General features: G+C 74.1%; 19 protein-coding genes and 2 pseudogenes. 11 read left to right on the forward strand and 10 right to left on the reverse strand.

What is annotated here, in order from left to right; genetic code table 11:
• Positions 1 to 146: 146 nt before the first annotated feature.
• Complete coding sequence (locus ACF1AG_RS33740) at positions 147 to 944, reverse strand: SDR family NAD(P)-dependent oxidoreductase (protein WP_359599774.1); 798 nt, start codon at positions 942 to 944, stop codon at positions 147 to 149.
• A 450-nt stretch (positions 945 to 1,394) separates the two neighbouring features.
• The gene (locus ACF1AG_RS33745) at positions 1,395 to 1,682 is read right to left on the reverse strand and encodes a hypothetical protein (RefSeq protein ID WP_387798247.1); all 288 of its coding nucleotides are present in this window, start codon (positions 1,680 to 1,682) and stop codon (positions 1,395 to 1,397) included.
• Between the two features lie 73 nt (positions 1,683 to 1,755).
• Between ACF1AG_RS33745 and ACF1AG_RS33750 the strand changes: the two genes are divergently transcribed.
• The 4 genes and pseudogenes from ACF1AG_RS33750 (at position 1,756) to ACF1AG_RS33765 (ending at position 4,184) form a co-directional block, all read left to right on the forward strand.
• The gene (locus tag ACF1AG_RS33750) at positions 1,756 to 2,355 is read left to right on the forward strand and encodes a TetR/AcrR family transcriptional regulator (protein ID WP_391810961.1); all 600 of its coding nucleotides are present in this window, start codon (positions 1,756 to 1,758) and stop codon (positions 2,353 to 2,355) included.
• Positions 2,356 to 2,692: 337 nt separating this feature from the next.
• Positions 2,693 to 3,082: pseudogene (locus ACF1AG_RS33755) on the forward strand (aminotransferase class III-fold pyridoxal phosphate-dependent enzyme); the annotation flags it as partial.
• 91 nt (positions 3,083 to 3,173) lie between these two features.
• On the forward strand, positions 3,174 to 3,848 hold the full coding sequence (locus ACF1AG_RS33760) for a LysE family translocator (RefSeq protein WP_387798251.1): 675 nt from the start codon (positions 3,174 to 3,176) through the stop codon (positions 3,846 to 3,848).
• Positions 3,849 to 3,905: 57 nt separating this feature from the next.
• Positions 3,906 to 4,184, forward strand: coding sequence for a helicase associated domain-containing protein (locus tag ACF1AG_RS33765; protein WP_387798253.1), 279 nt, complete (start codon positions 3,906 to 3,908; stop codon positions 4,182 to 4,184).
• A gap of 60 nt (positions 4,185 to 4,244) precedes the next feature.
• Here the strand turns inward: ACF1AG_RS33765 and ACF1AG_RS33770 are convergent, their stop codons facing one another.
• Positions 4,245 to 4,838, reverse strand: a complete 594-nt coding sequence (locus ACF1AG_RS33770) for a TetR/AcrR family transcriptional regulator (protein ID WP_359599768.1) — start codon at positions 4,836 to 4,838, stop codon at positions 4,245 to 4,247.
• 109 nt (positions 4,839 to 4,947) lie between these two features.
• On the opposite strand from ACF1AG_RS33770, the pseudogene ACF1AG_RS33775 reads away from it, so the two are divergent.
• Positions 4,948 to 5,954, forward strand: a pseudogene (locus ACF1AG_RS33775) (zinc-dependent alcohol dehydrogenase family protein).
• 131 nt (positions 5,955 to 6,085) lie between these two features.
• The gene (locus ACF1AG_RS33780) at positions 6,086 to 6,811 is read left to right on the forward strand and encodes a dienelactone hydrolase family protein (RefSeq protein WP_391810962.1); all 726 of its coding nucleotides are present in this window, start codon (positions 6,086 to 6,088) and stop codon (positions 6,809 to 6,811) included.
• Between the two features lie 52 nt (positions 6,812 to 6,863).
• On the opposite strand, the gene ACF1AG_RS33785 is transcribed toward ACF1AG_RS33780, so the two are convergent.
• The 5 genes from ACF1AG_RS33785 to ACF1AG_RS33805 form a co-directional block, all read right to left on the reverse strand.
• Positions 6,864 to 9,149, reverse strand: a complete 2,286-nt coding sequence (locus ACF1AG_RS33785) for a lantibiotic dehydratase (protein ID WP_391810963.1) — start codon at positions 9,147 to 9,149, stop codon at positions 6,864 to 6,866.
• A gap of 187 nt (positions 9,150 to 9,336) precedes the next feature.
• Positions 9,337 to 9,594: an acyl carrier protein gene (locus tag ACF1AG_RS33790; protein ID WP_359599762.1), complete on the reverse strand. Its 258-nt coding sequence runs from the start codon at positions 9,592 to 9,594 to the stop codon at positions 9,337 to 9,339.
• A complete protein-coding gene (locus tag ACF1AG_RS33795) occupies positions 9,591 to 10,637 on the reverse strand; it encodes a threonine/serine dehydratase (RefSeq protein ID WP_387798256.1) in 1,047 nt (348 codons plus the stop codon). The genes ACF1AG_RS33790 and ACF1AG_RS33795 overlap by 4 nt, the downstream gene beginning before the upstream one ends.
• On the reverse strand, positions 10,634 to 12,214 hold the full coding sequence (locus ACF1AG_RS33800; RefSeq protein ID WP_391810964.1) for an amino acid adenylation domain-containing protein: 1,581 nt from the start codon (positions 12,212 to 12,214) through the stop codon (positions 10,634 to 10,636). Before ACF1AG_RS33800 ends, ACF1AG_RS33795 begins: the two co-directional genes overlap by 4 nt.
• Positions 12,214 to 14,535 (reverse strand): lantibiotic dehydratase, encoded by a 2,322-nt coding sequence (locus tag ACF1AG_RS33805; RefSeq protein ID WP_391810965.1) that lies wholly within the window; start codon positions 14,533 to 14,535, stop codon positions 12,214 to 12,216. Before ACF1AG_RS33805 ends, ACF1AG_RS33800 begins: the two co-directional genes overlap by 1 nt.
• A 257-nt stretch (positions 14,536 to 14,792) precedes the next feature.
• Here ACF1AG_RS33805 and ACF1AG_RS33810 point away from each other — a divergent pair, with 257 nt between their 5' ends.
• From ACF1AG_RS33810 to ACF1AG_RS33820, 3 genes are all read left to right on the forward strand, one after another.
• Positions 14,793 to 15,044 carry an MbtH family NRPS accessory protein gene (locus ACF1AG_RS33810; RefSeq protein WP_359599758.1) on the forward strand — a complete coding sequence of 84 codons (252 nt, stop codon included), beginning with the start codon at positions 14,793 to 14,795 and terminating at the stop codon, positions 15,042 to 15,044.
• 169 nt (positions 15,045 to 15,213) lie between these two features.
• Positions 15,214 to 15,909, forward strand: a complete 696-nt coding sequence (locus tag ACF1AG_RS33815; RefSeq protein WP_391810966.1) for a 4'-phosphopantetheinyl transferase family protein — start codon at positions 15,214 to 15,216, stop codon at positions 15,907 to 15,909.
• A 176-nt stretch (positions 15,910 to 16,085) separates the two neighbouring features.
• Positions 16,086 to 16,820 (forward strand): Type 1 glutamine amidotransferase-like domain-containing protein, encoded by a 735-nt coding sequence (locus tag ACF1AG_RS33820; RefSeq protein WP_391810967.1) that lies wholly within the window; start codon positions 16,086 to 16,088, stop codon positions 16,818 to 16,820.
• A gap of 156 nt (positions 16,821 to 16,976) precedes the next feature.
• Here the strand turns inward: ACF1AG_RS33820 and ACF1AG_RS33825 are convergent, their stop codons facing one another.
• Together ACF1AG_RS33825 and ACF1AG_RS33830 are read right to left on the reverse strand one after the other, a co-directional pair.
• On the reverse strand, positions 16,977 to 17,621 hold the full coding sequence (locus ACF1AG_RS33825; protein WP_359599755.1) for a response regulator transcription factor: 645 nt from the start codon (positions 17,619 to 17,621) through the stop codon (positions 16,977 to 16,979).
• On the reverse strand, positions 17,618 to 18,229 hold the full coding sequence (locus tag ACF1AG_RS33830; protein WP_359599754.1) for a response regulator transcription factor: 612 nt from the start codon (positions 18,227 to 18,229) through the stop codon (positions 17,618 to 17,620). The genes ACF1AG_RS33825 and ACF1AG_RS33830 overlap by 4 nt, the downstream gene beginning before the upstream one ends.
• Before the next feature lie 437 nt (positions 18,230 to 18,666).
• On the opposite strand from ACF1AG_RS33830, the gene ACF1AG_RS33835 reads away from it, so the two are divergent.
• The gene (locus tag ACF1AG_RS33835; protein WP_391810968.1) at positions 18,667 to 21,801 is read left to right on the forward strand and encodes a type 2 lanthipeptide synthetase LanM family protein; all 3,135 of its coding nucleotides are present in this window, start codon (positions 18,667 to 18,669) and stop codon (positions 21,799 to 21,801) included.
• 132 nt (positions 21,802 to 21,933) lie between these two features.
• Positions 21,934 to 22,149, forward strand: coding sequence for a hypothetical protein (locus ACF1AG_RS33840; protein ID WP_359599752.1), 216 nt, complete (start codon positions 21,934 to 21,936; stop codon positions 22,147 to 22,149).
• Positions 22,150 to 22,316 lie beyond the last annotated feature (167 nt).

The following is a 22,316-nucleotide window of genomic DNA, read 5'->3' on the forward strand; positions in this document are numbered from 1 at the left end:
GCGCGATCCCCGCAACTACCTGGCCTTTCTCGGCCTCGCCGCCGCCCTGTGCTGCTACAAGCGGCTCATCCGCCTCACCACGTAGGACACGGTCTAAGTGCGGCCGGGAGCGCAGTCGTTCTGCTCCCGGCGCGTCCGGACGGCCCCTATGGGACCTTGACGGAGCCGGCGTCGACGGCCCAGTTCGCGCCGATTGCGCTCGGCATGGTCGGGGACGCCAACAGCAGCACCGCGCGTGCGATTTCGTCCGGCTCGATCAGGGTGCCGGTGAGCATGCCGAGCTCCGTCGGCAGGCTCTGCGTCAAAGAGGCGTGCTCGACACCGATCGCCTGCGCCACCTGGGACAGGTAGCCGCCGTCGCCCGCAATCGCGTTGGTCCTTGTCGCGGCCGGCGAGACGGTGTTGACCCGCACCCCCTGTGAGGCCACCCGCTCGGCCAGCCCTCGGGAGAACCTGTTCAACGCCGCCTTGGCCGCCGCGTACGGCAGTGGGGTGCCGCCGGGAGCGCCGAGGCGCCGGGCGGTGTCGGAACCGATGTTGACGATCGCGCCCTGGGATTCGGCCAGTGCGGGCAACGCAGCCCGGGTGACCCTCACGGGGGCACTGAAGTTCAAGGTGAAGACGTCCTGCCAGATCTCGTCGTCGCCGTCCAGGATGTCGCCGAGCGATCCGTCGGGCAGGTCGCCGCCTCCGACGTTGTTGACCAGGATGTCCAGACGCGGGTCAGCCGCGAGGACCGTCTCGACCATGCGGCGGGGCCCGTCGGTCTCGGACAGGTCGGCGGCCACGAAGTCCGCCTCGGTCTTGTCGAGTTCGGGTGTGCTGCGCCTAGACACCGCGGTGACGGACGCCCCTTCGGCGAGGAATGCCCGGACGACCGCGAGGCCGATGCCTTTGCTGGCCCCGGTCACGAGCACGCGTTTGCCGATGAGTTGCAGATCCATGGTGTGTTACTCCGTGTGAGGCGAGGATGGTCCAGTGGTCCAGCAGGTAGCCGGAGTCAGAAGGTGCCGTGAAGCTGCGCACCGAGCGGGATTCCGCCTATCGCGGCGCGGCCGTAGCAGGTGTGGCGTTGGTTGGGCGCGTGTGCTGGATGCAGGAGACAGCTCGCGGCGACAGCCGAAGTGTGTGATCGCGTGCTCGGCCGGCGGGGTGTCCGCCGGGGGCGAAGCCGCCCGGGGCGTGGCTTGGCTCGTATGGGTCACCGGGGGCGTATCGCACCCGCAATCGCTCTTGCGGGGGGGCCGATGACAAGGTCGGGACGGGGAAGGTCCAGACGGGACAGGAGGCGGATCGTCTGCATGCGGGGGTCCGGGCCGCCGCGCCGGCGCTGGAGATCGCGACGCCGGTTTTGACGCCGCCCCACGATCATTTCGACGCCCTGCGAGGGCGGCTCACGACGCGGAGTCGCTGACCGCTTCGAGGTTGAGCTCGCCTCTGGCGCAGGCGTCGAAGGCGCCGTACGTGGGCATTGTGCCCCGGCCGTCCGTCGAGATGGCGACGCGGTCCTTGCCGCGCAGCGGTGCGGGCAGTGGTCCTTGGAAGGCGGCAGCGTGGCCGGACGGGTAGGCGTCGTCGATCCGCCGCTGCCGCGCACTGGTCGGCAGCGTCTCCGACGAGGTGTCGATGCTGCTGTGGAAGCTGTTGGTGAGGGGGTCCGGCTTTTCAAATGACGTTGTCACATGAACGAGAGTAGGAGTTTCATCTGACAGCGTCAAGTGAAGGATGTGACGTTGTCATCTGTAAGATGTGTGTGTGGTCAGTCGCTCAGAATCCGCCGCCGCCACCCGTCGCGCGCTTCTCGACGCGGCCGCCGAGCTGCTTGACGAAGGCGGTCCCGAGGCGGTGACCCTGCGTGAGGTGGGCGCCAGGGCGGGGGTAAGCCGCGGTGCGCCCTACGGGCACTTCGCGGACAAGGAGACATTGCTGGGTGCCGTTGCCGCGGAAGGCTGGGAGCGCCTCAGTGACGAGATCACAGCTCTGCGGGGCACTCCGTCCGAAAGACTTCGAGGTGCCCTCGCCGCGCTCGTTGCCATCGGACGCCGTCATCCTCACCGCTACCGGCAGATGTACGCCCCTCCCGCCGGGGAAGAGCCCGAGACGATGATCCATGCCTCCTGCCGCGCTCAGGAAGCATTCTTGGCCATCGTCTCCGAGCTGGTGGACCAAGCCGACGTCCATCGATACGGAGGTCTGCTCTTCACCGGCGTCAACGGCATCATCGCCGCGGAACTGAGCGGCCACTTCGCCACCGGGACCTGGCACACCTCCGCCGACGAACTCGTCGACACCCTCGCCGCGCTCATCCCGGCCGGCCGCACGACTCCCCGCCCGAGCGGACCGCTAGGGTCCTGACCGGCAGGTCGCTGCAGCGGCTGCGGGGCGCGCGACGGGCGGTAGCAGGGGAGGCAGCCGTGGCTGCCGCCGACAACACCATCCTCACTTGACGCTCCACCCCGGCCCCGCACCGCGGGGACGCCGTGCGCCGGTCCGGCGACCGGGCGCGCGGCCACCACGACGACCCGGCGGGCTTGATCACCCTGGAGGCGGGAGAGATCCGGGCCGAGGCGAAGCGAACGGGCGCGGTGCGGCCTTGGAACACCACGGTCCCGCTCGGCCTGGACCTCACCGGTGGTCAGACCCTTTGTCTTCTGGCTGGCCGGTTGCCGCAGCCTGCACCGCCGCTACGAGGGCCGTGGTGGTGGAGACCGTCCGGGGCGAGGGCGGAATCAACCCGGCCCGCCCCGTATGGCTGCGCACGCTCGCGTCCTGGACCCGGGGCCACGGCGCACTGCTGATCGTGGACGACATCCAGATGGGTTGCGGGCGCACCGGCCCGTTCTTCTCCTTCGAGCGGGACGGGATCGTCCCCGAACTCGTCTGCCTGTCCAGGTACCTCAGCGGGTACGGGGTGCCCATGGCCCTGACGCTGCTGTGCCCCGAGTACGACGTGTGGAAGCCCGGCCAGCACAACGGCATCTTCCGCGGCTACAACCCGGCGTTCGTCACCGCCGCCCGGGCGCTGGAGCTGTTCTGGTCCGACGGCGCGCTGGAGGCCAGGACCGCCGCCCTGGGCGAGCGGGCGGGCGGCCTGACAGGACGGGGACGCTTCGGCTCCCGGACCAATTCCCCGGCGGCGTACCGGCCGACGGGCCCGATGAACGGGAGAGCGGATGTCGGTCGACCTCGTCGGCTTCCTCGGCGTCGTCCTGGTGGCGTACGTGGTGCCCGGGCCGGACTTCCTCGTGGTGGTGCGGTCGGCGACCGAGCACCCGGCGAAGGGACGGGCGGCGGCGCTCGGCGCGCAGGCCGGGCTGTGCGTGCACATGCTCGCCGCGGCGGCCGGACTGTCGGTGATCGCCGCCCGCTCTCCCCTGGTGTACGACGCCATCAAGCTCCTGGGCGCCGCCTACCTGGTCTACCTGGGGGTGCGGGCGGTCTTGGCGGCCCGGCGGTCAGCCCGCGGGCGGACGCACGGACGGGAGACGGGTAGCGATCCACAGGACGGTCCCGCCCCGTCCCCCTCACCTCGGGGCGAGCCGGAACCGCACCGGTGGCGGGCCGGTTTCACCCAGGGGTTCCTCACCAACGTGCTCAACCCCAAGGCGGCACTGTTCTTCCTCAGCATCCTGCCCCAGTTCGTGGACGGCGGGGGCTCGATGGCCCGGCAGATCTTCTTCCTCGGCATCCTCGACGTCGTCATCGGCGTCGTCTACTGGTTCGCCCTCGTCACCGTCGCCGCACCTCTGGGTGCCCTTCTCGCCCGTCCGAAGGTCCGCCACCGCTGGGAGCTGACCACCGGCTGGCTGTTCATCACCATCGGCATCGGCGTCGCCGCGACCACCTGACGCGACCCATCCGCATCGACCGACACCCTCCATGGCTCCCTGCCAGGCCATCCAGCCGTGTGTCCTGTTCGGGGGGATGACCTGGGCAGGTGGCTCGCACGGCAACGCGAGGCGAGCACCTGGGCGCAGTTGTCCACCGAGCAGCGGGAGCGCCTGTCCCGGCTGGGCGTACGGCCGCTCGAAGCCGGTCCATTCCGCGAGGGCAGGTCACGGTCGCCGCAGCGCGCTCATCCGCAGGCACGACGGCTTTCGCCTTGGGCGTGGCCTGCCACAACGACGCCCCGACCGTGCAGATCCGGCCGCCATGGAGCGGTGCACGCATGCCCCACGGCGTGACGCCCCCGCAGCTGAGGCAGTGCGCGGGCCATTCGAAGGCCGGGACGTCGCCCGGGACGCTTACGCGGCCGTCGTGGTGGGTGCGGTGTGAGCGAGGACGGCTGCCCGTGCGGACGCTTTGGCGGCGTCGACCACCGCTCGGTCCTGCAGCAGTCGTCCCGAGGCCAGGGCTCCGTCGATCAGCAGCCCGAGATGTGCGGCCAGCGCGGCCGGTTGTGCCGCTCCCGCGGCTCCGGCGAGGCCGGTCAGCCACTCCTGGCGGCGCCGGGTGTGGGCGACGGTGGCCGCGTGGGCCTTGGAATCGAGCTCGGCCTCCACAGCGGCGCTCACGAAGGGGCAGCCGAAGAAGCCGTGGCGGTCGAAGGAGGCCATCAGCGCGTCGAAGAGGCCCACCAACTGCTCGGCAGGGTCGGACCCCGTGGCGTCGGCGGCCTCCCGCAGCCGCGCCATCCACGACTCGTCCGTGCGCCGCAGGTAGGCGGCGATGAGGTCGTCCTTGGTGCGGAAGTGTGCGTACAGGGTGGACTTCGCCACCCCGGAGTGGGCGATGACCTGATCCACGCCCACTCCCCTCAGTCCGTGCCGGTGGAAGAGGGCTGCCGCCGAATCGAGAATCCTCTGCTCGGTGTTCGTCTTGCGTACGCGCGTCGCCATGCCAGACAGACTAGTCGTTCCGATCTGCGCCCCAGGCGTGTTCGTTGCCCCCACTATCAGAACAGACTAGTCTGTTCGATTAACCGAGGTGTACTCCGGTGTCGGAGCGATGTGGGAGACGGGTGCTGTGATGCGTGCGGTGGTTCTGGAGGAGTTCGCCGGTCCGCTCGAGGTGCGGGAGATCGACCGGCCGACGCCCGGGGAAGGACAGGTCCTGGTGCGGGTCCACGCCAGCGGGGTGAACCCGCTGGACACGAAGATCCGGGCGGGCCGGGCGGCCCACGCCCGCGTGCAGCCACCCGCCGTGCTGGGCATGGACCTGGCCGGCCAGGTGGTGGAGACGGGCGCCGGAGTGAGCGGCCTCACCCCTGGGGACGAGGTGTACGGCCTGACCGGCGGCGTCGGCGACCTGCAGGGATCGCTCGCGCAGTTCGCGGCGGTCGACGCCCGCCTGCTGGCCCGCAAGCCCGCCACCCTGTCGATGCGGGAGGCGGCCGCGCTGCCGCTGGCCGTGATCACGGCATGGGAAGGTCTGGTGGACCGGGCCGGCGTACGGGCCGGGCAGAAGGTACTGGTGCACGGCGGCGCCGGCGGCGTGGGCAGCGTCGCGGTCCAGATCGCCGCGGCCAGGGGTGCGGAGGTGTTCGCGACCGCGTCGCGGCCAGGACGCCGCTCGTGCGGCGCCTGGGGGCGGTACCGATCGACTACACCTCGGTGCCGGTGGAGAGGTACGTCGCCGAGCACACCGGCGGTGCCGGATTCGACATCGTCTTCGACACCGTGGGCGGCCCGGTCCTTGACGCCTCCTTCGAGGCGGTGCGCAGCTACACCGGTCATGTGGTGAGCGCGCTGGGCTGGGGCACCCATGCACTGGCACCCCTGTCGTTCCGGGCAGCCACCTACTCGGGCATCTTCACACTGCTGCCGATGCTGACCGGCCGGGGCCGCGAGCACCACGGCGAGATCCTGCGCGAAGCCGCTGCGCTGGTGGACGAGGGCAAGCTGCGTCCCCTGCTGGACGGGACCCGCTACACCCTCGCCGACGTGGCGGACGCCCACAGGTCCGTGGAGAGCGGTACGGCCGACGGAAAGGTCGTCGTCGACGTCGAGCCGTGACCCCGCACCGCACCGCTCGCCCCGCCCGCGGACCGTGAGCCATCGCCGCATGCCGGAGGGGCACCCGCGCTGTTCTGCCGGCGGCAGAACAGCGGCCCGACCGGACCCGTCGATCGCTACCGTCCAGTCTCATGACGACGATCACCACGCGCACGGTCGAGTACCCGGCCGACGGTCTGACGATGACCGGGCACCTCGCCCTCCCGGCCGGTGTCGATCGCCGGCCCGCGGTGCTGCTCGGGCCGGAGGGCATGGGGCTCAGTGACGTCGAGCGCCGCCGGGCCGATGCGCTCGCCGGGCTGGGATACGTGGCGCTGGCCTTCGACCTTCACGGCGGGCGCTATCTGGACGATCCCGGGGAGATGCTGGCCCGTTGCATGCCGCTGCTCGCCGATCCCGGCCGGATGCGGGACATCGGCCACGCGGCGCTCGACACGTTGCGCGCCGAACCACGGACCGACCCCGACCGGATCGCCGCCGTCGGCTACGGCACCGGCGGCGCGATCGCGCTGGAACTCGGCCGCGCCGGCGTCGACCTGCGCGCGATCGGTACGGTCAACGGACTGATCACAGGCCGGCCGGGCGAGGCGGCGCGCATGCGCTGCCCTGTGTGGGCCGGGGTCGGATCGGAGGACCCGATCATGCCGCACGCGCAACGGGAGGCGTTCACCGCCGAGATGCAGGCCGCGGGCGTCGACTGGCGCCTCGTGGTCTACGGCGGCGCCCTGCACGCCTTCCACCACCCGCCGGTCGACCACACCACGCTCCCCGGGGTCGGCTACCACCCACAACACGCGCAGCGAGCCTGGCACGACGTCGTCGGCCTCCTCAGCGAATGCCTGACCTCACCGGAGTGACGCCGTCGCCCACCACGCTTCCGAACCGCAAACCGGGGCCGCCCCCTCCGTATCACTCCCCTCGCGTGTCGTACGCGACGAATCTCAGCTCCGATGTGTAGCGGTGGCCCTTGTCGTCCGTGAGCCAGGTCTGTTCCGGGGTCGGGAGCATTTCCGTGAACGTCGCCGTGGCCGAGGGGTCCTTGCGGGCGAGTCGGCGCAGGGCCTTGGCCAGGATGGTGACGTAGACCGGGCTGTCGAAGTCGACGTAGAACGGACGGGACTCGGTCGGGGAGACGACGAACACGAAGCGGGGCAGGCCGAGACGGGTGCGCCAGTGGCGGGCCCGCACGAAGCGCCGGGCCTCGTCCTTGTCCTCGGCGAACGCGGCCTCCGAGGCGGGCAGTTGCCAGGCCTCGCGGGCGATGACCAGGCGGTCGACCGTGACCCGGGGTGTGTGGGCGGCCGGCCGCAGCGGCTGGAAGAGGTCCATCGACAGCGTGGTCAGAACGTGGGAGAAGACGTCGATCGCGGGGAAGACCGCGCCGTCGGGCAGCCGGACCACGAGGGCGCCGTCCCGTTCCTCGACCAGCGCGTCGGCGCTGCGGACGGCGCGGGGGCGGGCCGGGTCGGCCGTGAAGTCGGTGAGGGCGACCTGGTAGTCCTCCGGGCGTACCAGCGTGTGCCGGACGCGGGCGGAGAGCCGGGCCCGGTGCTCCTTGGGGATGAGCGGCATCAGACGGGGGCCGGGGTGGTCCTGGTCGGTCAGGGCGAACAGCTCGTCGACGTCGGGGTGTTGATGGGTGAAGAGTGAGGCGCCCAAGGTGTTGGCGGCCAGGTGGAGTTCGCCGAGGACCAGGGTGAAGTCACCGCGGGCGGCGGCCTCGGGTCCGTCGGCGGCCATCATGATGTCCGGGCTGAGACAGCGGGCCGCCGTCCAGCCCCCGCCGCCCTCGAACTCCCGCCGTACACGCTCTGCGATGTCGACGGCCCGCCGAGTGACCCTGCGCGCGTCTTCCGGGACCGCGAGGATCCGCTGCCAGCGCTCGGCGAACTCCCGCTGCAACGTGCTCGCCGCCGTACGGGCGGTGCCGTGCAGCACGGGCAGGCACGCGAACCAGAAGGAGGCCAGGTCGACCGGGTCGCCGCCGGCGGCGAGGCGGTGATGCACCGTGCGTATCTCGGTCTCCACGACGGCGGCCAGCCGGGCGGTGAGCCAGCTCGCGCCGTCCATCAGGAGGCGCAGCGGGGACAGTGCCTCCACGACGGCCGGGCCGAGGCGCGCCGTGGCCGAGCGCCGGGCGTCGCTGTAGACGAGGGCGCGGCAGGGGGCGGTGGAGGCCGACTTCTCGCGGGTGGCGGCCGTGTCGGTGAGTTCGGTGAAGTCGCGTTCCAGGTCCTGGAGTGCGGTGAGGAGTGTGTTCTCGTCGGTGGCCGCCGCCACCTTCGCCCTGCCCCGCTCCAGAAGGTCGAGGGCGTCCAGGCCGCGTCGCCTGAGGTCCGGGTCGCCGACGCTCGACAGCCAGCCGCGCAGGGCGCGTTCGGGGTGGGTGCCGGCGGGGACCTCCAGCCGCCAGGTCACCCAGCGGCGGGCGACCAGGTCGTGCAGCGTCCGGGCCACGTCGGTGCCGGGGAGGTCGGCGGCGATGTCGCGGGCCGGACGCACACCGTCGCAGCGGGCGAGGACCGCTGCCTCGGAGTCGGACACCGTGATCGGGCGGCGGCCGGGCACGCGTGCCTCGTTGCCGTTCAGCACGACGAACGGGACCGGTCTCGGGGCGATCCACTCGCGCAGCGCCGGGTCCGCGTCCAGCATCCTGGCCACCGCGTCGATGCCCCAGCTCGCCCAGTAGACGGTGGAGTCGGCGATCAGCCCGGTACCCGGGTCGACGTGTGCGCCGGATGCCTCGGGGTCCCAGCGGCCCCAGCCGACGGGGCCGAAGAAGCCGATGGTGTCGTTCTTCACGCAGAACCGCTGCCAGTAGTGCGCGACCAGCTCCTCGCGCTGGCGGGGCATGCTGCTGCGCTTGTCGGTGTCGGGGTTCCAGCGCAGGAACGGCGCGATGCCGGAGTCGAGCAGCGGGCGGTTCTGCCAGGCCAGGGCCTCGCGGAAGGCCGGAGTGCGGGCGATGTCCTGGAGGACGTGCGCGGTCTGCACGGCGGCGGTGCCCAGTTCGGCGGCGAAGGCTTCCCAGTCGGGGCCGGACAACGGGGTGTCGGGTGCGAACTTGTCGGCGGCCTCGGCGAGTCCGGGCGGGGCGAGGCGGAGCACGCCGTCGGCCGGGAACCCGGGCCCGCGCAGCGCGAACTGGTTCCACAGGCGCCATCTGCCGAGGTACGGCACGAGATCTTCGGACATGACGGCACTCCTTTGACGCGTCACGGGACGAGGGAGGTGTGGTCGTGGAGGGGGCGTGTGTGGTGGGTTCTGAGGTGTCGGCCGGCGCCTGTGGCCGGGAGAGCCGGCGGGCGGCCCAGCTGCCTGCGCCTGTCGGGCGGCGTGAGGGCGGCGCAGGTGCCGTGGGGCCGCCGCGCCGGCCCTCCGCTCAGTCGCGGCCGAAGTCCGCGTCGACGACCTCGGCGAGGTCGCGCGGGGTCGGGTAGGCGAAGACCAGGGAGACCGGGATGTCGTCGCAGCCCAGCGTCTCCTGGAGGCGGCCGGTGACCTGAAAGGCGGCCAGGGAGTCGCCGCCGGCCTCGTAGAAGTCGGTGTCCGCGGTGAGGCCGGGGTGGTCGAGGACGTCGCGGAAGATGTCGACGAGCAGGTCGAGGGTGCTGACGGCGGTGGCGGTGTTCTCGGTCATGGCGTGTCCTTCCGGAGGGTTGTGGTTGCGGTGAGGGTGTGGAGCCGGGCGGTGGTGTTGCCGCCGGAGACGACGGCCACCGCGGCTTCGCGGCGCCGGGCGGCCCGCAGGGCTCCGGCGAGGGCGACGGCGCCGCTGGGTTCGGCGTCGACGCCATGGCTGCGCAGCAGAGCCGCCGCGGCGAGGATCTCGGCCTCGCCGACGGCGACGAGGTCGTCGACCCGGTCGCGGATGATCGGGTAGGTGAAGCGGCCGGGCCGCTGCCCGCGCAGGCCGTCGGCGACGGTCCGGGTCGGCGGCAGCTGGACCGGGTGTCCGGCGGCCAGGGAGCGGGCGTAGCGCGGGGTGAGCGCGGGTTCGACGCCGACGACGCGGACCGGGTGCCCGGCGGCGGCGAGGCAGACGCCGGCCAGGAGGCCTCCGCCGCCGACGGGGACGTAGATTGTGTCGGTGTCGGGGGCGTCGGTGAGGACTTCGGCGCCGACCGTGCCCTGGCCCGCGATCACCAGGGGGTGGTCCGAGGAGGGGACGAGGGCCGCTTTGGTCGTCTCGGCGATCGTCCTGGCACGTTCCTCGCGTTCGGCTACTCCCCCGCCGACCTGGACGACCCGGGCGCCCAGGGCACGGATGACGGCGGCCTTGGCGGGGGCTGCGCCGGCGGCCAGGACGACGGTCAGGTCCAGGCCGAGGGTGCGGGCGATGCGGGCGAGGGCGATGCCGTGGTTGCCGGAGGAACCGGTGACGAGGCGGTCGGCGGCGAGGGCGAGGACGGCGTTGGCGGCGCCACGTGCTTTGAAGGAGCCGCCGGTCTGGAGGTGTTCGGCCTTCAGGAGCAGGCCTGGACCGCAGACGGTGGTCGTCGGGCCGGGCAGCAGGGGCGTGCGCACGGTGTACGGGGCGATGCGGGCGGCGGCGACGGCGAGGCCGGCGGGCCCGTGGACGCCGAGCGCGGAGTGCGGGACGGCGGCCGGCGTGGTCGGACGGACGGCGGTCGTCGGACGGTCCGTGGCGGCCGGGCGGCCCGTCGTGGTCGGTGCGCTCATGCGGTGCTCCCTGCGACCAGGCGTCCGCGGTCCGCCTTGCCCCCACGGGTGGTGGGCAGGGACGTGTGGCGCAGGAAGCGGCGCGGCATCAGGTGCGGGGGCAGGGTGCGGGCCAGGTGTCTGCGCAGGGCGGCGTCCGGCGTCGTGTGGTCGCCGGTGACGTGGGCGGCCAGGTACACGCGGCCCCGGTCGTCGGTGTGCGGGGTGACGACCGCTTGGCTCACGGCGGGGTGGGTGAGCAGCGCGCCCTCCACCTCGGCGGGGTCCACGCGGTAGCCGCGGATCTTGATCTGGCGGTCCCCGCGGCCTTCGTAGCGCAGCCCCTGCGGGGTCCACCGGCCCAGGTCGCCGGTGCGGTACATGCGGGAGCCGGGCGGACCGTAGGGGTCGGGCAGGAACGCGGCCGCCGTGCGGGCCGGGAGCCCTCCGTACCCGCGGGCCAGGCCCGTGCCGCCGATGTAGACCTCGCCCACGGTTCCGTCGGGGACGGGGGTCAGGTCGGGGCCGAGGACGCGGACGGTGGCGCCGGTCCGGGGCAGGCCCACCATGTCGTGGGCCGGGTCGGGGTCCGCCGGGACGTCGTGGCGGGTGGTCGTCATGGTGCACTCGGTCGGCCCGTACTGGTTGAGCAGCCGGCCCGGGACGAGGGACCGGCCGCCCGCGGTGAGGAAGGGGCGCAGGGACTCGCCGCTGGACGCGACGAGGGTGACACCGGCGAGCGGGTCGGGCAGGTCGCGCTGCCCGGCGAGGTGGGTGAGGAAGGAAGGGGTGACGCTGAGCAGGGCGGTGACGCCGTGATCGCGCACCGTGCGGGCGAAATCGGCGGGGCGGAGCAGCCGCGCGCGCTCCACGAGGACGAGGCGGGCCCCGGCCAGCAGGGGTGCGAAGGTGTCACGGATCGAGGCGTCGTAGCCGAGCGGGGCGGTCTGCAGGGCGACGGTGTCCTGGCCGAGCCCGAAGGCGCGGGCGGTGTCGCGGAGGTAGGTGTCGAGGGCCTGGTGTTCGACGAACACGGGACTCGGCTCGCCGGTGCTGCCGGAGGTGTGGCTGACGTAGGCGAGGGCGTGAGGGTCGACGGCCGCCGGAGATGCCGAGGTGCCGGCGGCCGTCGGGTGCCATGCGGCGGCGGCCGTCGCGTTCGGGGCGTGGGCGCCCGTCGCGTCCGAGGGGCCGGTCGCCCTCGCGTGCGGGGCGTCGGGCCCCGGCGCATCCAGTTCGATCACGGGTGTGCCGAGGTCGAGGGCGGCTGCGTGGGCCCTCGTGGTCAGCAGGAGGCGGGCGCCGGCACTGCGGACGAAGGAAGCCAGCCGGTCCCGGGGCTGGGTGACGTCCAGCGTGAGGAAGGCGGCGCCGCAGCGCAGGACGGCCGTCATGGCTGCGACGGCGTCGGGGCCGTGTTCCACGGCGACGGCGCAGACGGTCTCCGGGCGTACCCCGTGGGCGCGCAGCAGCCGGGTCACCTCCCGCGTCCGCCGGTCGAGCTGCCCGTAGGTGACGGACCCGCCCGGGGTGTCCAGGGCGATCCGGTCCGGGTGTCGTTCGGCGTGTTCGGCGAGGTCGTCGGCGAGGGTGCGCATCACCGTTCCCCCTCGGCGGTGACGGTCTGGTCGACGGCGACGAAGCGGAGTTCGGAGGTGTAGCGCCGGCCGTCGGTGTCGGTGAGCCAGGCCTGTTCGGGGGTGGGGAGCATCTCGCTGACCTTCAGCCGGGCGTCCGGGTCGGTACGGGCGAGGCGGCGGGCGGCCTTGGCGAGGATGGTGGTGTAGACGGGGCTGTCGAAGTCGACGTAGAACGGGCGGGGTTCGGCCGGGGAGACGACGAAGACGAAGCGTGGCAGGTCGTGGCGGCGCTGCCAGTGGCGGGCGCGGACGAACCGCGCGGCCTCGGACTTCTCGTCGGCGAAGTCGAGTTCCGCGACGGGAAGTTGCCAGGTCTCGCGGGCCAGGATCATGCGGTCGACGCTGATGCGGGGGGTGTGGTCGCCCTCGGGGCGCAGGGTGAAGCGGTCCATCACGCGCTGGGTGAGGGTGTTGGCGTAGGCGTCGAGGAGGTCGTAGCGGGTGCCGTCGGGGAGCAGGACGGTCAGCCTGCCGTCGACGTCCTCCACCGCGACGTCGGCGCCGAGCGCGGTGCGGGGGCGGTGCGGGTCTCCGGTCTGGTCGACCAGCGCCACGTAGTGGTCCTGGTCTCGGTCGAGACAGGGGCGGCTGCGGGTGGACCACTTCAGCGGCAGTTCCTTGGCGAGCATGGGCAGCAGCCGGGGGCCGGGGAAGTCGCGGGTGGTCTCGGCGATCAGCTCGTCGCGGTCGGGGTGCTGGTGGACGAAGAGGGAGGCGCCCATGGTGTTGAGGGCGCTGTGCATCTCGCCCAGGACCAGTTCCACGTCCCCGCGGGCCAGCGCCGCCTCATCCTCGGCGACGACGAGGACGTCGGGGCTGAAGTAGCGGGCGAGCGACCAGCCGTCGCCGGGCTCCTCGAACTCCTCGCGGACGCGGGCGGCGAGTTCGGCGGTGGTCAGCCGGACGCGGCGGGCGCCGGGCGGGATGCCCAGCAACCGGGCCCACTTGGCGCGCAGTTCGCCCTGGACGGCGTCGATGAGGGCGCCGGCCTCGGGGTGCGGCGAGGGCAGGGTGTGCAGCCACAGGGCGGCGAGGTCGACGGGGCCGTCGGCGGCGAGCCGGTCGTACACGGCGCGCAGCCGGGCACGGATGCCGTCGGCGAAGCGGTTGGTCATCCAGCGGGCGGCGGTCAGGCACAGCTGGAGGGGTTCCAGGTGGGCGAGCAGGCCGGGCCCGGCGGTGGCGGTGGCGGCGCGGCGGGTGTCGGAGTAGACGAGTCCGCGGCAGGGGGCGGTCCGGGCGCCCTTGGCGCGCTGGGCCTCGGCGTCGGTGAGGGTGGCGAAGTCGGCTTCCAGGGCGCCGATGGCGCAGGTCAGCGCTTCGGCGTCGTCGCCCGCGGCGGCGACGGCGTCGCGCCCGCGCTCCAGGACGGCGAGCTTGGCGAGGGCGCGGTCGCGGGCCTCCTCGTCGGGGACCCGTTCCACGATGGCGCGCAGGGCGCGGTCGGGGTGGGTGGCCGCGGGCACCTCCAGGCGCCGGTGGACCCAGCGCCGGCGGACCAAGTCCCGGACCACGGCTTCGGTTTCGTCCTCGGTGAGGTCGCGGGCGGCGGCGATCTCCGGCACCGGGCGGGTTCCGTCGCAGAGCTCCAGGACGGCCGCCTCGCGTTCTGTCATCTGCTGCGCGGGCCGTCCGGGCACGCGCACGGTGAGGCCGTCGGTGCGGACGAGGGAGACGCGGCGCGGCGGGATCCAGCGCATCAGCGCGGGGTCCTCGGCGAGCACCTTGGCCAGGGCGTCGATCGCCCAGCCGGAGAAGTACACGGCGCTCGCGGCGAGGAAGGTGTCTCCGGCGCGGGTGGCGACGGCGTCCGGCGCGGCAAGGTCCCAGCGGCCCCAGCCGACGGGGCCGAAGAAGCCGATGGTGTCGTTCTTCACGCAGAACCGCTGCCAGTAGTGCGCGACGAGCTCCTCGCGCTGTCGGGGCATGCTGCTGCGCTTGTCGGTGTCGGGGTTCCAGCGCAGGAACGGCGCGATGCCGGTACGCAGCACGGCCGGGTTCTGCCAGGCCAGGGCCGCCTGGAAGCGGGGCCGGGCGGCGACCTCCTGGAGGTGGCGGGCGGTGTCCACCGCGGCGGCGGCCAGCTCCTCGGTGAAGCCGTCCCACTCGGGGCCGGTGAGCGGGACGCCGGGTGTGAACTTGTCGGCCGCCTCGGCCAGTCCGGGAGGGGCGAGTCGCAGCACACCGTCGGCCGGGAAGCCCGGACCGCGCAGCGCGAACTGTTCCCACAGCCGCCAGCCTCCGCCCGGCAGCAGGACAGGTGCGTGCTCGTCCGACATCGCGTGCTCCTTCCGGAAAGGGGGTGCGGGGAGGCGACCGGCCCCGGGGCGGACGGTGGTCCGCCCCGGGCTCGCCGGGTTCTCCGGGCTGACAGCACGGTCCCGCGCGGCGGGGGCGGTCCGACAGAGAAGATCCGGCAGCAACACGTGCCGCGGGGTCGGCGTGTTCGTCCCTGACCTCGGTGTGCGGGCCCGGTGCACGCTGTCGGCGTCGGCCGTGTCCTGCGGCCGGCCCCATCACCCGCGGGAGGTTCACCGTGACGCAACCCGACTTCGCGAACGGCGCGGACGCCGAGGAGGTCCGCCCGGACACCGACGAGGAGTACCTCGTGGTGCGCAACGACGAGGAGCAGTACTCGATCTGGCGGGCGGACCGTGAGCTGCCCGCGGGCTGGTACCCGGAAGGGATGCGCGGCGGCCGGCAGACGTGCCTGGACCACATCGGCGTGATCTGGACGGACATGCGTCCGCTGAGCCTGCGCCGGCGGCTGGCCGGGGCAGATGCCTGAGGGGCTCCCGGGCAGGCTCCCGGGACCCTCGGTCCACGACCCGCCGCCAGAGGTCCCGACGCCAGGAGACCGGCCGCCACGGGTCCCGGCGCCGGGCGCCGCACCGCCGGATGCGCTGCTGTCCGGGTCCGGCGCGCCGCCGGTGCTGCCGCAGCGGCTGTGTCCGGCGGTGCTGGACCTGTCGGGACTGCGGGACGGACCCGCCGCGCAGGGCCCACGGGCCCTGCGGGCCCCGGTGGAGCTGTATCTGGCCCGGGTCGGGGAGCAGGACGCGCAGACCCTGCGGCACGCCCGCGAGGTCCTCGACGCGGAGGAGCGGGCCCGTGCCCGCGCCTTCCGGCACGGCCGGGACCGCGACGCCTACGTGGTCGCCCACGCGGCGCTGCGGAGGGTGCTGAGCGTCGTGACGGGGGTGCGGGCCGACGCGCTGGCGCTGACCCGTGAGCCCTGCGCGGGCTGCGGCGGGCCGCACGGGCGGCCGGTGCTGTCCGCGTCGGGGGTGCACTTCTCCCTGTCGCACAGCGGGGGTCTGGTGCTGGTGGCGCTCGCGCCGGCTCCGGTCGGGGTCGACGTGGAGGAGCTGGCCACCGTCAAGGTCATGCTCAGCGCGCAGTCGGCGCTGCACCGGGCCGAGGCGGAGGAGCTGGCGCGGCTGCCCGCTTACGGCAGGCCGGCCGCGTTCACCCGCGCCTGGGTGCGCAAGGAGGCCTACCTCAAGGGTCTGGGCACGGGTCTGGTGCGCAACCCCGCGCTGGACTACCTGGGTACGGGTCCATCGCCCGCGGACCCGGCTCCGGGCTGGGCGGTGCGCGACGTCCTGGTGCCCTCCGGCTATGCGGCCGCGGTGGGACTGCGCACGTGCTGACCGCACACGGCAGCGCGGCGGGGAACGGGCGACTCCGTCCCCCGCCGCGCTGTCGGCGTTTCGTCGGAGTCGTGCAACAAGCACCCAGGCGCCGCGTCCCGAGAGGTCCGGCCCGCACGCCGCCTTCACGAACAGCGCACGCTCTCCACCGAGGCGACCGGGATACGATCACGCCCGTGACAGCGCCCGAACCCACCATCGTCGCCACCTCAGGCGGCTTCCGCCCCGGCCGACGTACGAGGGTGCTCTTCGACGCCCTGGTGCACCACGCGGTCGACCTCTCCGGCGTGCACGGCCGACGGCCGCGCATCCTGCACGTGGGGACGGCGGCGGGGGACGCCGAGATGGTCACGGCACGGGTCTCCGAGGCGGCCCGGGTGGCGGGCTACGACCTCACTCCGCTCCAGCTGTTCCCCATGCCCAACGTCGAGGACGTCGAGACCACGGTGCTCGAGCACGACGTGGTGTGGGTGGGGGGCGGTTCGGTGGCCAACCTGCTCGCCGTGTGGCGGGTCCACGGCCTGGACGCGATCATGCGGCGCGCATGGCGGTCCGGGGTGGTGCTCGCCGGGGTGAGCGCCGGCTCCATCTGCTGGTACCAGGGCGGCACCACCGACTCCTTCGGCCCGGACCTGCGGGCCGTCACCGACGGACTCGCGCTGCTCCCCTACGGCAACGGCGTGCACTACGACTCCGACGAGGGCCGCCGCCCGCTGCTGCACCGGCTGGTCGCCGACGGCACGTTCACCGAGGCCCACTGCACCGACGACGGGGTGGGCCTGGTCTACCGCGGCACCCGACTCATCGAGGCCGTGGCGGAGTTGCCGCGCAAGGCGGCGTACGTGGTGCGGCGGGAGGACGGCCGGGCCGTGGAGGAGCGGATCGAGCCGCGTCTGCTTCCGTCGGCGTGATCCCGGCCCTGTACCGGCCACCGCAGCTCGCACGACCGCGCGGGGCGACGGGTGGCCGGCCCCCGGCGCCCCCGCACCGGGTCCGCGCGTTCCCGTGCCCCGCGTCGTGAGCGCCCTGGTCCCCGACGAGGTTCGGAGACCGGGACCGGACCGGGCTCAGACCAGGCCCTGGCGTACCGCGTGGGCGACCGCGTGGGCACGGTTGCGGGCCTGGAGCCGGGTCATCAGCTCGTAGATGACGTTCTTGACGGTGTGTTCGGAACAGCCGAGGAGCAGCGCGATGTCCGCGTTGCCGTGGCCCTCGGCCATGAGCCGCAGCACGGACGTCTGCCGTGCGGTCAGGGCCGGCGGTCTGCGGCGCGTCGGACCGTCCGCACGGCCTCGGGTGCTCAGCGCTCCGGACAACTCCGGGTAGGGGATGCTCGGATGGGGGTACGCAGCCCGGTGGACGGCCCTGAGCAGGCTCTCCTCGTCCAGATCGGCCATGCCGATGACGACCGCTCCGGCGCGCAGGACCCGTCGCCGGTCCTCGATGGCGACGCTGTCGCAGACGAACAGGACGGGCCCGTGCGGGCGCGGCGCGCGCAACGCCCGGTCCGCGTCGGCGGCGACGATCACGGTGACCGTGGCGCAGAGGGCCGGCTCGTCGGCGGCGGACCGGAGTCCGGCGCGTTCGGCGAGCGCGCGGACCCGTTCCGCGCCCGGCGCCGGCACGACCCGCACCAGGACGGCGGGGGTGGTCGTGACCGTGGTGCCGGAGGACGTCGCGGTGACGGGCGGCTCCGTCAGGGTGGCGGTCACAGCAGGCCCGCCCGGAGCGCGTAGGCGACCGCGTGGGCACGGTTGCGCAGCCGGAAGCGCCGGGTGATGTCGTGCACCACGGTGGTGACGGTGCGGGGCGAGTAGGCGAGCCGCTGGGCGATCTCCGCCGTCTCGTGGCCGTCAGCCACCAGGCGCAGCACCGACCGTTCCCGCTCGGACAGCATGCCCTCGCTCCAGCCGCCGGAGCCGCGCACGGGAGCTTCCGGCTGGTCCAGCAGTTCCTCCAGCAGGCCGGGTGGCAGAGTGCAGTCGTCGCGCGCGGCCGCCAGCACCGCGTGGGCGAGGCGGGAGGCGTCGGCCTCGCGGCGCAGCAACAGGCCCCGGGCGCCGGCGGCAAGGGCATGCAGGACGTCTCCGGAGGCGAGGGTGCCCGCGACCAGGACGACGGCGGGGCGGTGGGGCTGGGTGCGGGTGGCGCGCACCGTGTCCAGCTCGGCGGGACCGAGGCGGTCGACGGTGAGAACGGCGACCCGCGCGTCGGCGGGCTCGCACACGGTCAGTTCGGGCCGGACGAGCAGGGTCGCGCGGATGCCTGCCTCCAGCACCGGGTCGAGTGCGACCACACTGACAGGTACGGGTGCTCCCATCTGCTGCTCCTTGGAAGTTCGTGCGCCCCTTCGGCTGAGCGGGCGGTCTGGCGTGGGGACTTGGAACACCGTGCCGTCCCCGTGACCGCCGGGGCATCGGTAGAGGGACCCCACATTTGCGCGCCGGGTGCGCCCGGGGCGTGGGGGTGGGGCGGGCGGTCGGGCGGGGTGACGGCCCAGCGGAGGCCCAGGGGGGCGCCGACCGGCTCTCCGGGGCCTCCGCTGGGGGACGCGCGCCCTTCCGGGTACCGTTCCCGTGCCCGCACGGCCCCTCGCGCCCGCGGGCCGCGCGTCACGCGCGCCCGTAGGGGGATGCCCTCCCCTGTGCGCTTTGCTCGCGCCGTCCCCCTCTGTCCCCCGCCCGTGGGGAGGGGCCGGGGAGAATATGGGGGACGGTTACCCATGTGGGGGCGCGGGGGGTCTGGGACCTTTTTCTCGTGACCGACACCGCCAGCCTCCCGACCTCCCGGAGCACCGGACTCCCCGCCGCCTGGTGGGCCCCGGCGCTGACCCTGACAGAGCGGCTCGCCGCCCCCGGGCTCCCCGGGCCGGCCGCCGCGACCGGCGCCGCCGGGCCGCTGCCCTGGACGGTCGGCGACGCGGAGGGCTTCGCCCTCCGGCTGGACCGGCTGGGTGTGGACGGCGCCACGGCGGCGGCCCTGGCAGCCGAGCCCGCGGAGCGTCTGGCGGAGCGGGCCGTCGAGCCCGACTGGGCGTCGTACGCGGAGGAGGTGCTGGCCGCGGCGCCCGAAGGGCTGCCGGAGGTCGAGGTCGGCGGCGAGGGTCCCGACGCGTTCGCGCCGGCCGTGCGGCCCCTGGTCGCCGTGGCCACCGCCCGCCTCGCGGACCTGACGGCCGGCGTCCCGGAGGCCGAGGCCACCGTGTGGCGGGACGCGTTCACCCGCCGTCTGACCCACCAGCTGGTCCGGCTCGCCGCCCGCACGCTGACGCAGGAACTGCACCGGGCCCGGCGCTCCCGGTGCCTGGCGGGCGCCGGCCCGCGCGAGCGGTTCGCCTCGTTCGTCGCGGCGGCCGGCACCCGGCGCGGACTGTCGGACCTGTTCACCGCCTACCCGGTCCTGGCACGGATGCTGAGCCGGACCGCGCTGGACGCGACGGAGGCCACGGCCGAACTCGTCGCCCGCTTCCGGTCCGACCGCGCGGACCTGGTCGCCGCTCTCCTCGACGGCCGGACGCCGGGCCGGCTGGTCCGCGTCGACCTCGGCCGCGGCGACGCCCACCAGGGCAACCGGTCGGTGGCGATCCTGCACTTCGCGGACGGGCGCCGCCTCGTCCACAAGCCCCGTCCGCTCGACCAGCACGCCCTACTCGACGACCTGGTCTCCTGGCTCAACGCGAAGGTCCCCGGTCTGGGACTGCGCACCCCGCGCACGCTGCGCCGGGAGTCCCACGGCTGGCTGGAGTTCGTCGAGCACCGCTGGTGCTCCTCGGTGACGGAGACCGACACCTTCTACCGCCGCCAAGGCGCCCTGCTGGCCCTGCTGTACGCGGTGGACGGCGCCGACATGCACTACGAGAACGTCATCGCGTACGGTGACCAGCCGGTCCTGGTGGACGCCGAGACGCTGCTGCACACCGGTCTCGGCCAGGCCCTCACGGCGGGCGCCGACCCGGCGGCGGACGCGCTGGCCGCCTCCGTCCACCGCACCTGCCTGCTCCCGCACCTGCTCATCGGGGAGCACGGCGCGCTGGACATCTCCGCGCTCGGCCGGGACACCGACGGCACTTTCCCCAGCGAGGGTCTGCGCTGGGAGGACAGCGGACTGGACACGATGCGGGCGGTGCGCGGGCCGCTGGCCAGCCCCGCCGCCCAGAACCACCCGTTGCCGCACGGCACTTCTCTCTCCGTCACCGACCACACGGCGGCCCTGCTGGAGGGGTTCCGCGCCGCCTACGCGGCGATCGCCGCCCACCGCGACGAACTGCTCGGCGAGGACGGCCCGTTGACCCGCTGGGGTGACCGTCCGGCCCGGCTCATCGCCCGCGCGACCCGGCTGTACGCCGCCCTCCTTGAGGAGTCCACCCACCCCGCGTTGCTGGGCGACGCCCTGGCCCGGGAAGGGGTGTTCGCGGTGCTGTGGTCGGAGTCCGCGCAGGACCCGGCGCGCGAGCGGCTCACCGAGCACGAGACGGCGGCGCTGTGGCGCGGTGACGTCCCGTTCTTCACCCACCGGCCCACCGGCACGGCCGTGATCGCCGACGCCGGTGCCCGCCTGCCCGGCATCCTGCCGGTGGCCGCCGTGACCGCGGTGCGCGAGAAGATCGGCCGCATGGACGAGGTCGACTGCCTCGACCAGGAGTGGGTCATCTCGGCCACCCTCGCGGTGCGCGTGGCGAGTTCGTCGCTGGACCGCCCCCGGTCCGAGCTCGCACCGGCCCTCGTGCCGCCGGTGGCGCCGGACCCGTCCCGGCTGCTGGCCGCCGCCTGCGGGATCGCCGACGAGATCGCGGCCCGCGCGGTCCGCGGCGGGACCCGCACCAACTGGATCGGTCTGGAGCGGGTGTCGGGCGACCACTGGGCCGTCCTGCCGATGGGGGCGGGCCTGGCCCAGGGCTACTGCGGAGTCGCCCTGTTCCTCGCCCACACCGAGGCGCTCACCGGCTCGGGACGCTACGGCGCGGCGGCCCGCGAGGCGGTGCGTCCGTTGCCGGCCCTGCTCAAGGCGCTCGCCGAGGACCCCCGGCTGAGCGAGGCCGCCGGCCCCGGCGCCTACGACGGACTCGGCGGGATCGTGTACGCCCTGGTCCGGCTGGCGGGGCTCCTCGACGAGGGACTGCGGGCGTGTCTGCCGGACGCGCTCACCGCCCTGGGGCACGCGGCGGCGGCCTGCGCCGACTCCGGTCTGGCACGGGGGCGGGCGGGAGCCCTGGCCGCCTCGGTCGCCGCGTACGAGGCCACCGGTGATCCGGCGGCGCTGCGGCTGGCGGACCAGGTCGCGGACCTGCTGCTGCCGCAGGCGCGTAGGCAGGGCCCGGTCACGCCCGCCGTGGTGGGTTCCGGCCTCCCGTCGTCGGCCGGTTTCGCCGACGGCGCCGACGGCATCGCCTGGGCGCTGCGGCGCTACGCAAGCCGCCGTCCCGAGCGCGCCGCCCGCGCCGAGCGCACGGCCGTCGCCCTGCTGGACTCCGGTGCGCGCCACGGCGATCCGGCGGACCTGTCCTGGTCGCACGGGCTGGCCGGACGGGCCGTCGCCGGGCTGCCGAACCCGGTTGCACCGCCGGACGACGCAAGCCTGTTCGAAGCCTCCGTGCGGCTCGCGGACGCTCCCATCGGTCCCGACCTCAGCCTCGCCCAGGGCGTCCTCGGCCGGCTAGAGGCCCTGACCGTCCTGGCCGGGCAGGGCGACAGCACTGCCCGGTCGGCGCTGCGACGGCACACCGGTCAGGTCCTCGCCCTCGTCGAGGCACAGGGCCACCGCTGCGCCACCCCCGACCACGTCCCGTCCCCCGGTCTGCTGACCGGTCTGGCCGGCATCGGCTACGGGCTGCTCCGCCTGGCCCACCCCGGGACCGTCCCGTCGGTCCTGCTCCTGCACCACCCGGACCACTGACCCGCCCGCACCTCCGTGCCACTGGCTCCACCCGTCACACCCGCACCACCCGCACCCGCGCTCGTCAGCACCACGGCACCTCCCCGGATCCGAACCGCGCGCCCACACGGGACACCAGAAGGGACCACCGTCATGGACCAGCACCTCGCCGCCTCCGACTCCGCCGAGTTCACCGCCGTCGAGTCCGCCGAGACCGCGCACACCGAGCGGGACGTCGTGGGCGGCATCACCCTCTCGGGCCGCAACCGCGCCTGCGCCCGCGCCCGGGTGCTGGCCGGCATGGTCCTCACCAGCGGCATCGTCATCACGCTGAGCAGCCTGGACACCTCGGTCTCCGCCCCCAACTGACCCCGCATCCACCCGCTGTTCCACGTGATGGCGCGGGCTCGCCACGGCGGGCCCGCGCCGCGGCGTTGCCGGACGGCCGCGAGCGGTCGCCGGTCCGCTCGCGCGCACACGCCCGACTCCTTGCCGCACACGTGCGGTCGGCCTCGCACCGGCGCGGCCTGCCCCCG

Origin of the sequence: Streptomyces sp. NPDC014764 (genome assembly GCF_043082785.1) — a bacterium.
In the GTDB taxonomy this organism is placed as follows: Bacteria; Actinomycetota; Actinomycetes; order Streptomycetales; family Streptomycetaceae; genus Streptomyces; species Streptomyces althioticus.

What these genes read in the sequence shown, in the direction of transcription:
- ACF1AG_RS33740 (WP_359599774.1), bottom strand. Translation starts at nt 944, where the DNA reads ATGGATCTGCAACTCATCGGCAAACGCGTGCTCGTGACCGGGGCCAGC.
- ACF1AG_RS33840 (WP_359599752.1), top strand. Translation starts at nt 21,934, where the DNA reads ATGGACCAGCACCTCGCCGCCTCCGACTCCGCCGAGTTCACCGCCGTC.
- ACF1AG_RS33780 (WP_391810962.1), top strand. Translation starts at nt 6,086, where the DNA reads ATGACGACGATCACCACGCGCACGGTCGAGTACCCGGCCGACGGTCTG.
- ACF1AG_RS33805 (WP_391810965.1), bottom strand. Translation starts at nt 14,535, where the DNA reads ATGTCGGACGAGCACGCACCTGTCCTGCTGCCGGGCGGAGGCTGGCGG.
- ACF1AG_RS33830 (WP_359599754.1), bottom strand. Translation starts at nt 18,229, where the DNA reads ATGGGAGCACCCGTACCTGTCAGTGTGGTCGCACTCGACCCGGTGCTG.
- ACF1AG_RS33790 (WP_359599762.1), bottom strand. Translation starts at nt 9,594, where the DNA reads ATGACCGAGAACACCGCCACCGCCGTCAGCACCCTCGACCTGCTCGTC.
- ACF1AG_RS33795 (WP_387798256.1), bottom strand. Translation starts at nt 10,637, where the DNA reads ATGAGCGCACCGACCACGACGGGCCGCCCGGCCGCCACGGACCGTCCG.
- ACF1AG_RS33770 (WP_359599768.1), bottom strand. Translation starts at nt 4,838, where the DNA reads ATGGCGACGCGCGTACGCAAGACGAACACCGAGCAGAGGATTCTCGAT.
- ACF1AG_RS33785 (WP_391810963.1), bottom strand. Translation starts at nt 9,149, where the DNA reads ATGTCCGAAGATCTCGTGCCGTACCTCGGCAGATGGCGCCTGTGGAAC.
- ACF1AG_RS33760 (WP_387798251.1), top strand. Translation starts at nt 3,174, where the DNA reads ATGTCGGTCGACCTCGTCGGCTTCCTCGGCGTCGTCCTGGTGGCGTAC.
- ACF1AG_RS33800 (WP_391810964.1), bottom strand. Translation starts at nt 12,214, where the DNA reads ATGCGCACCCTCGCCGACGACCTCGCCGAACACGCCGAACGACACCCG.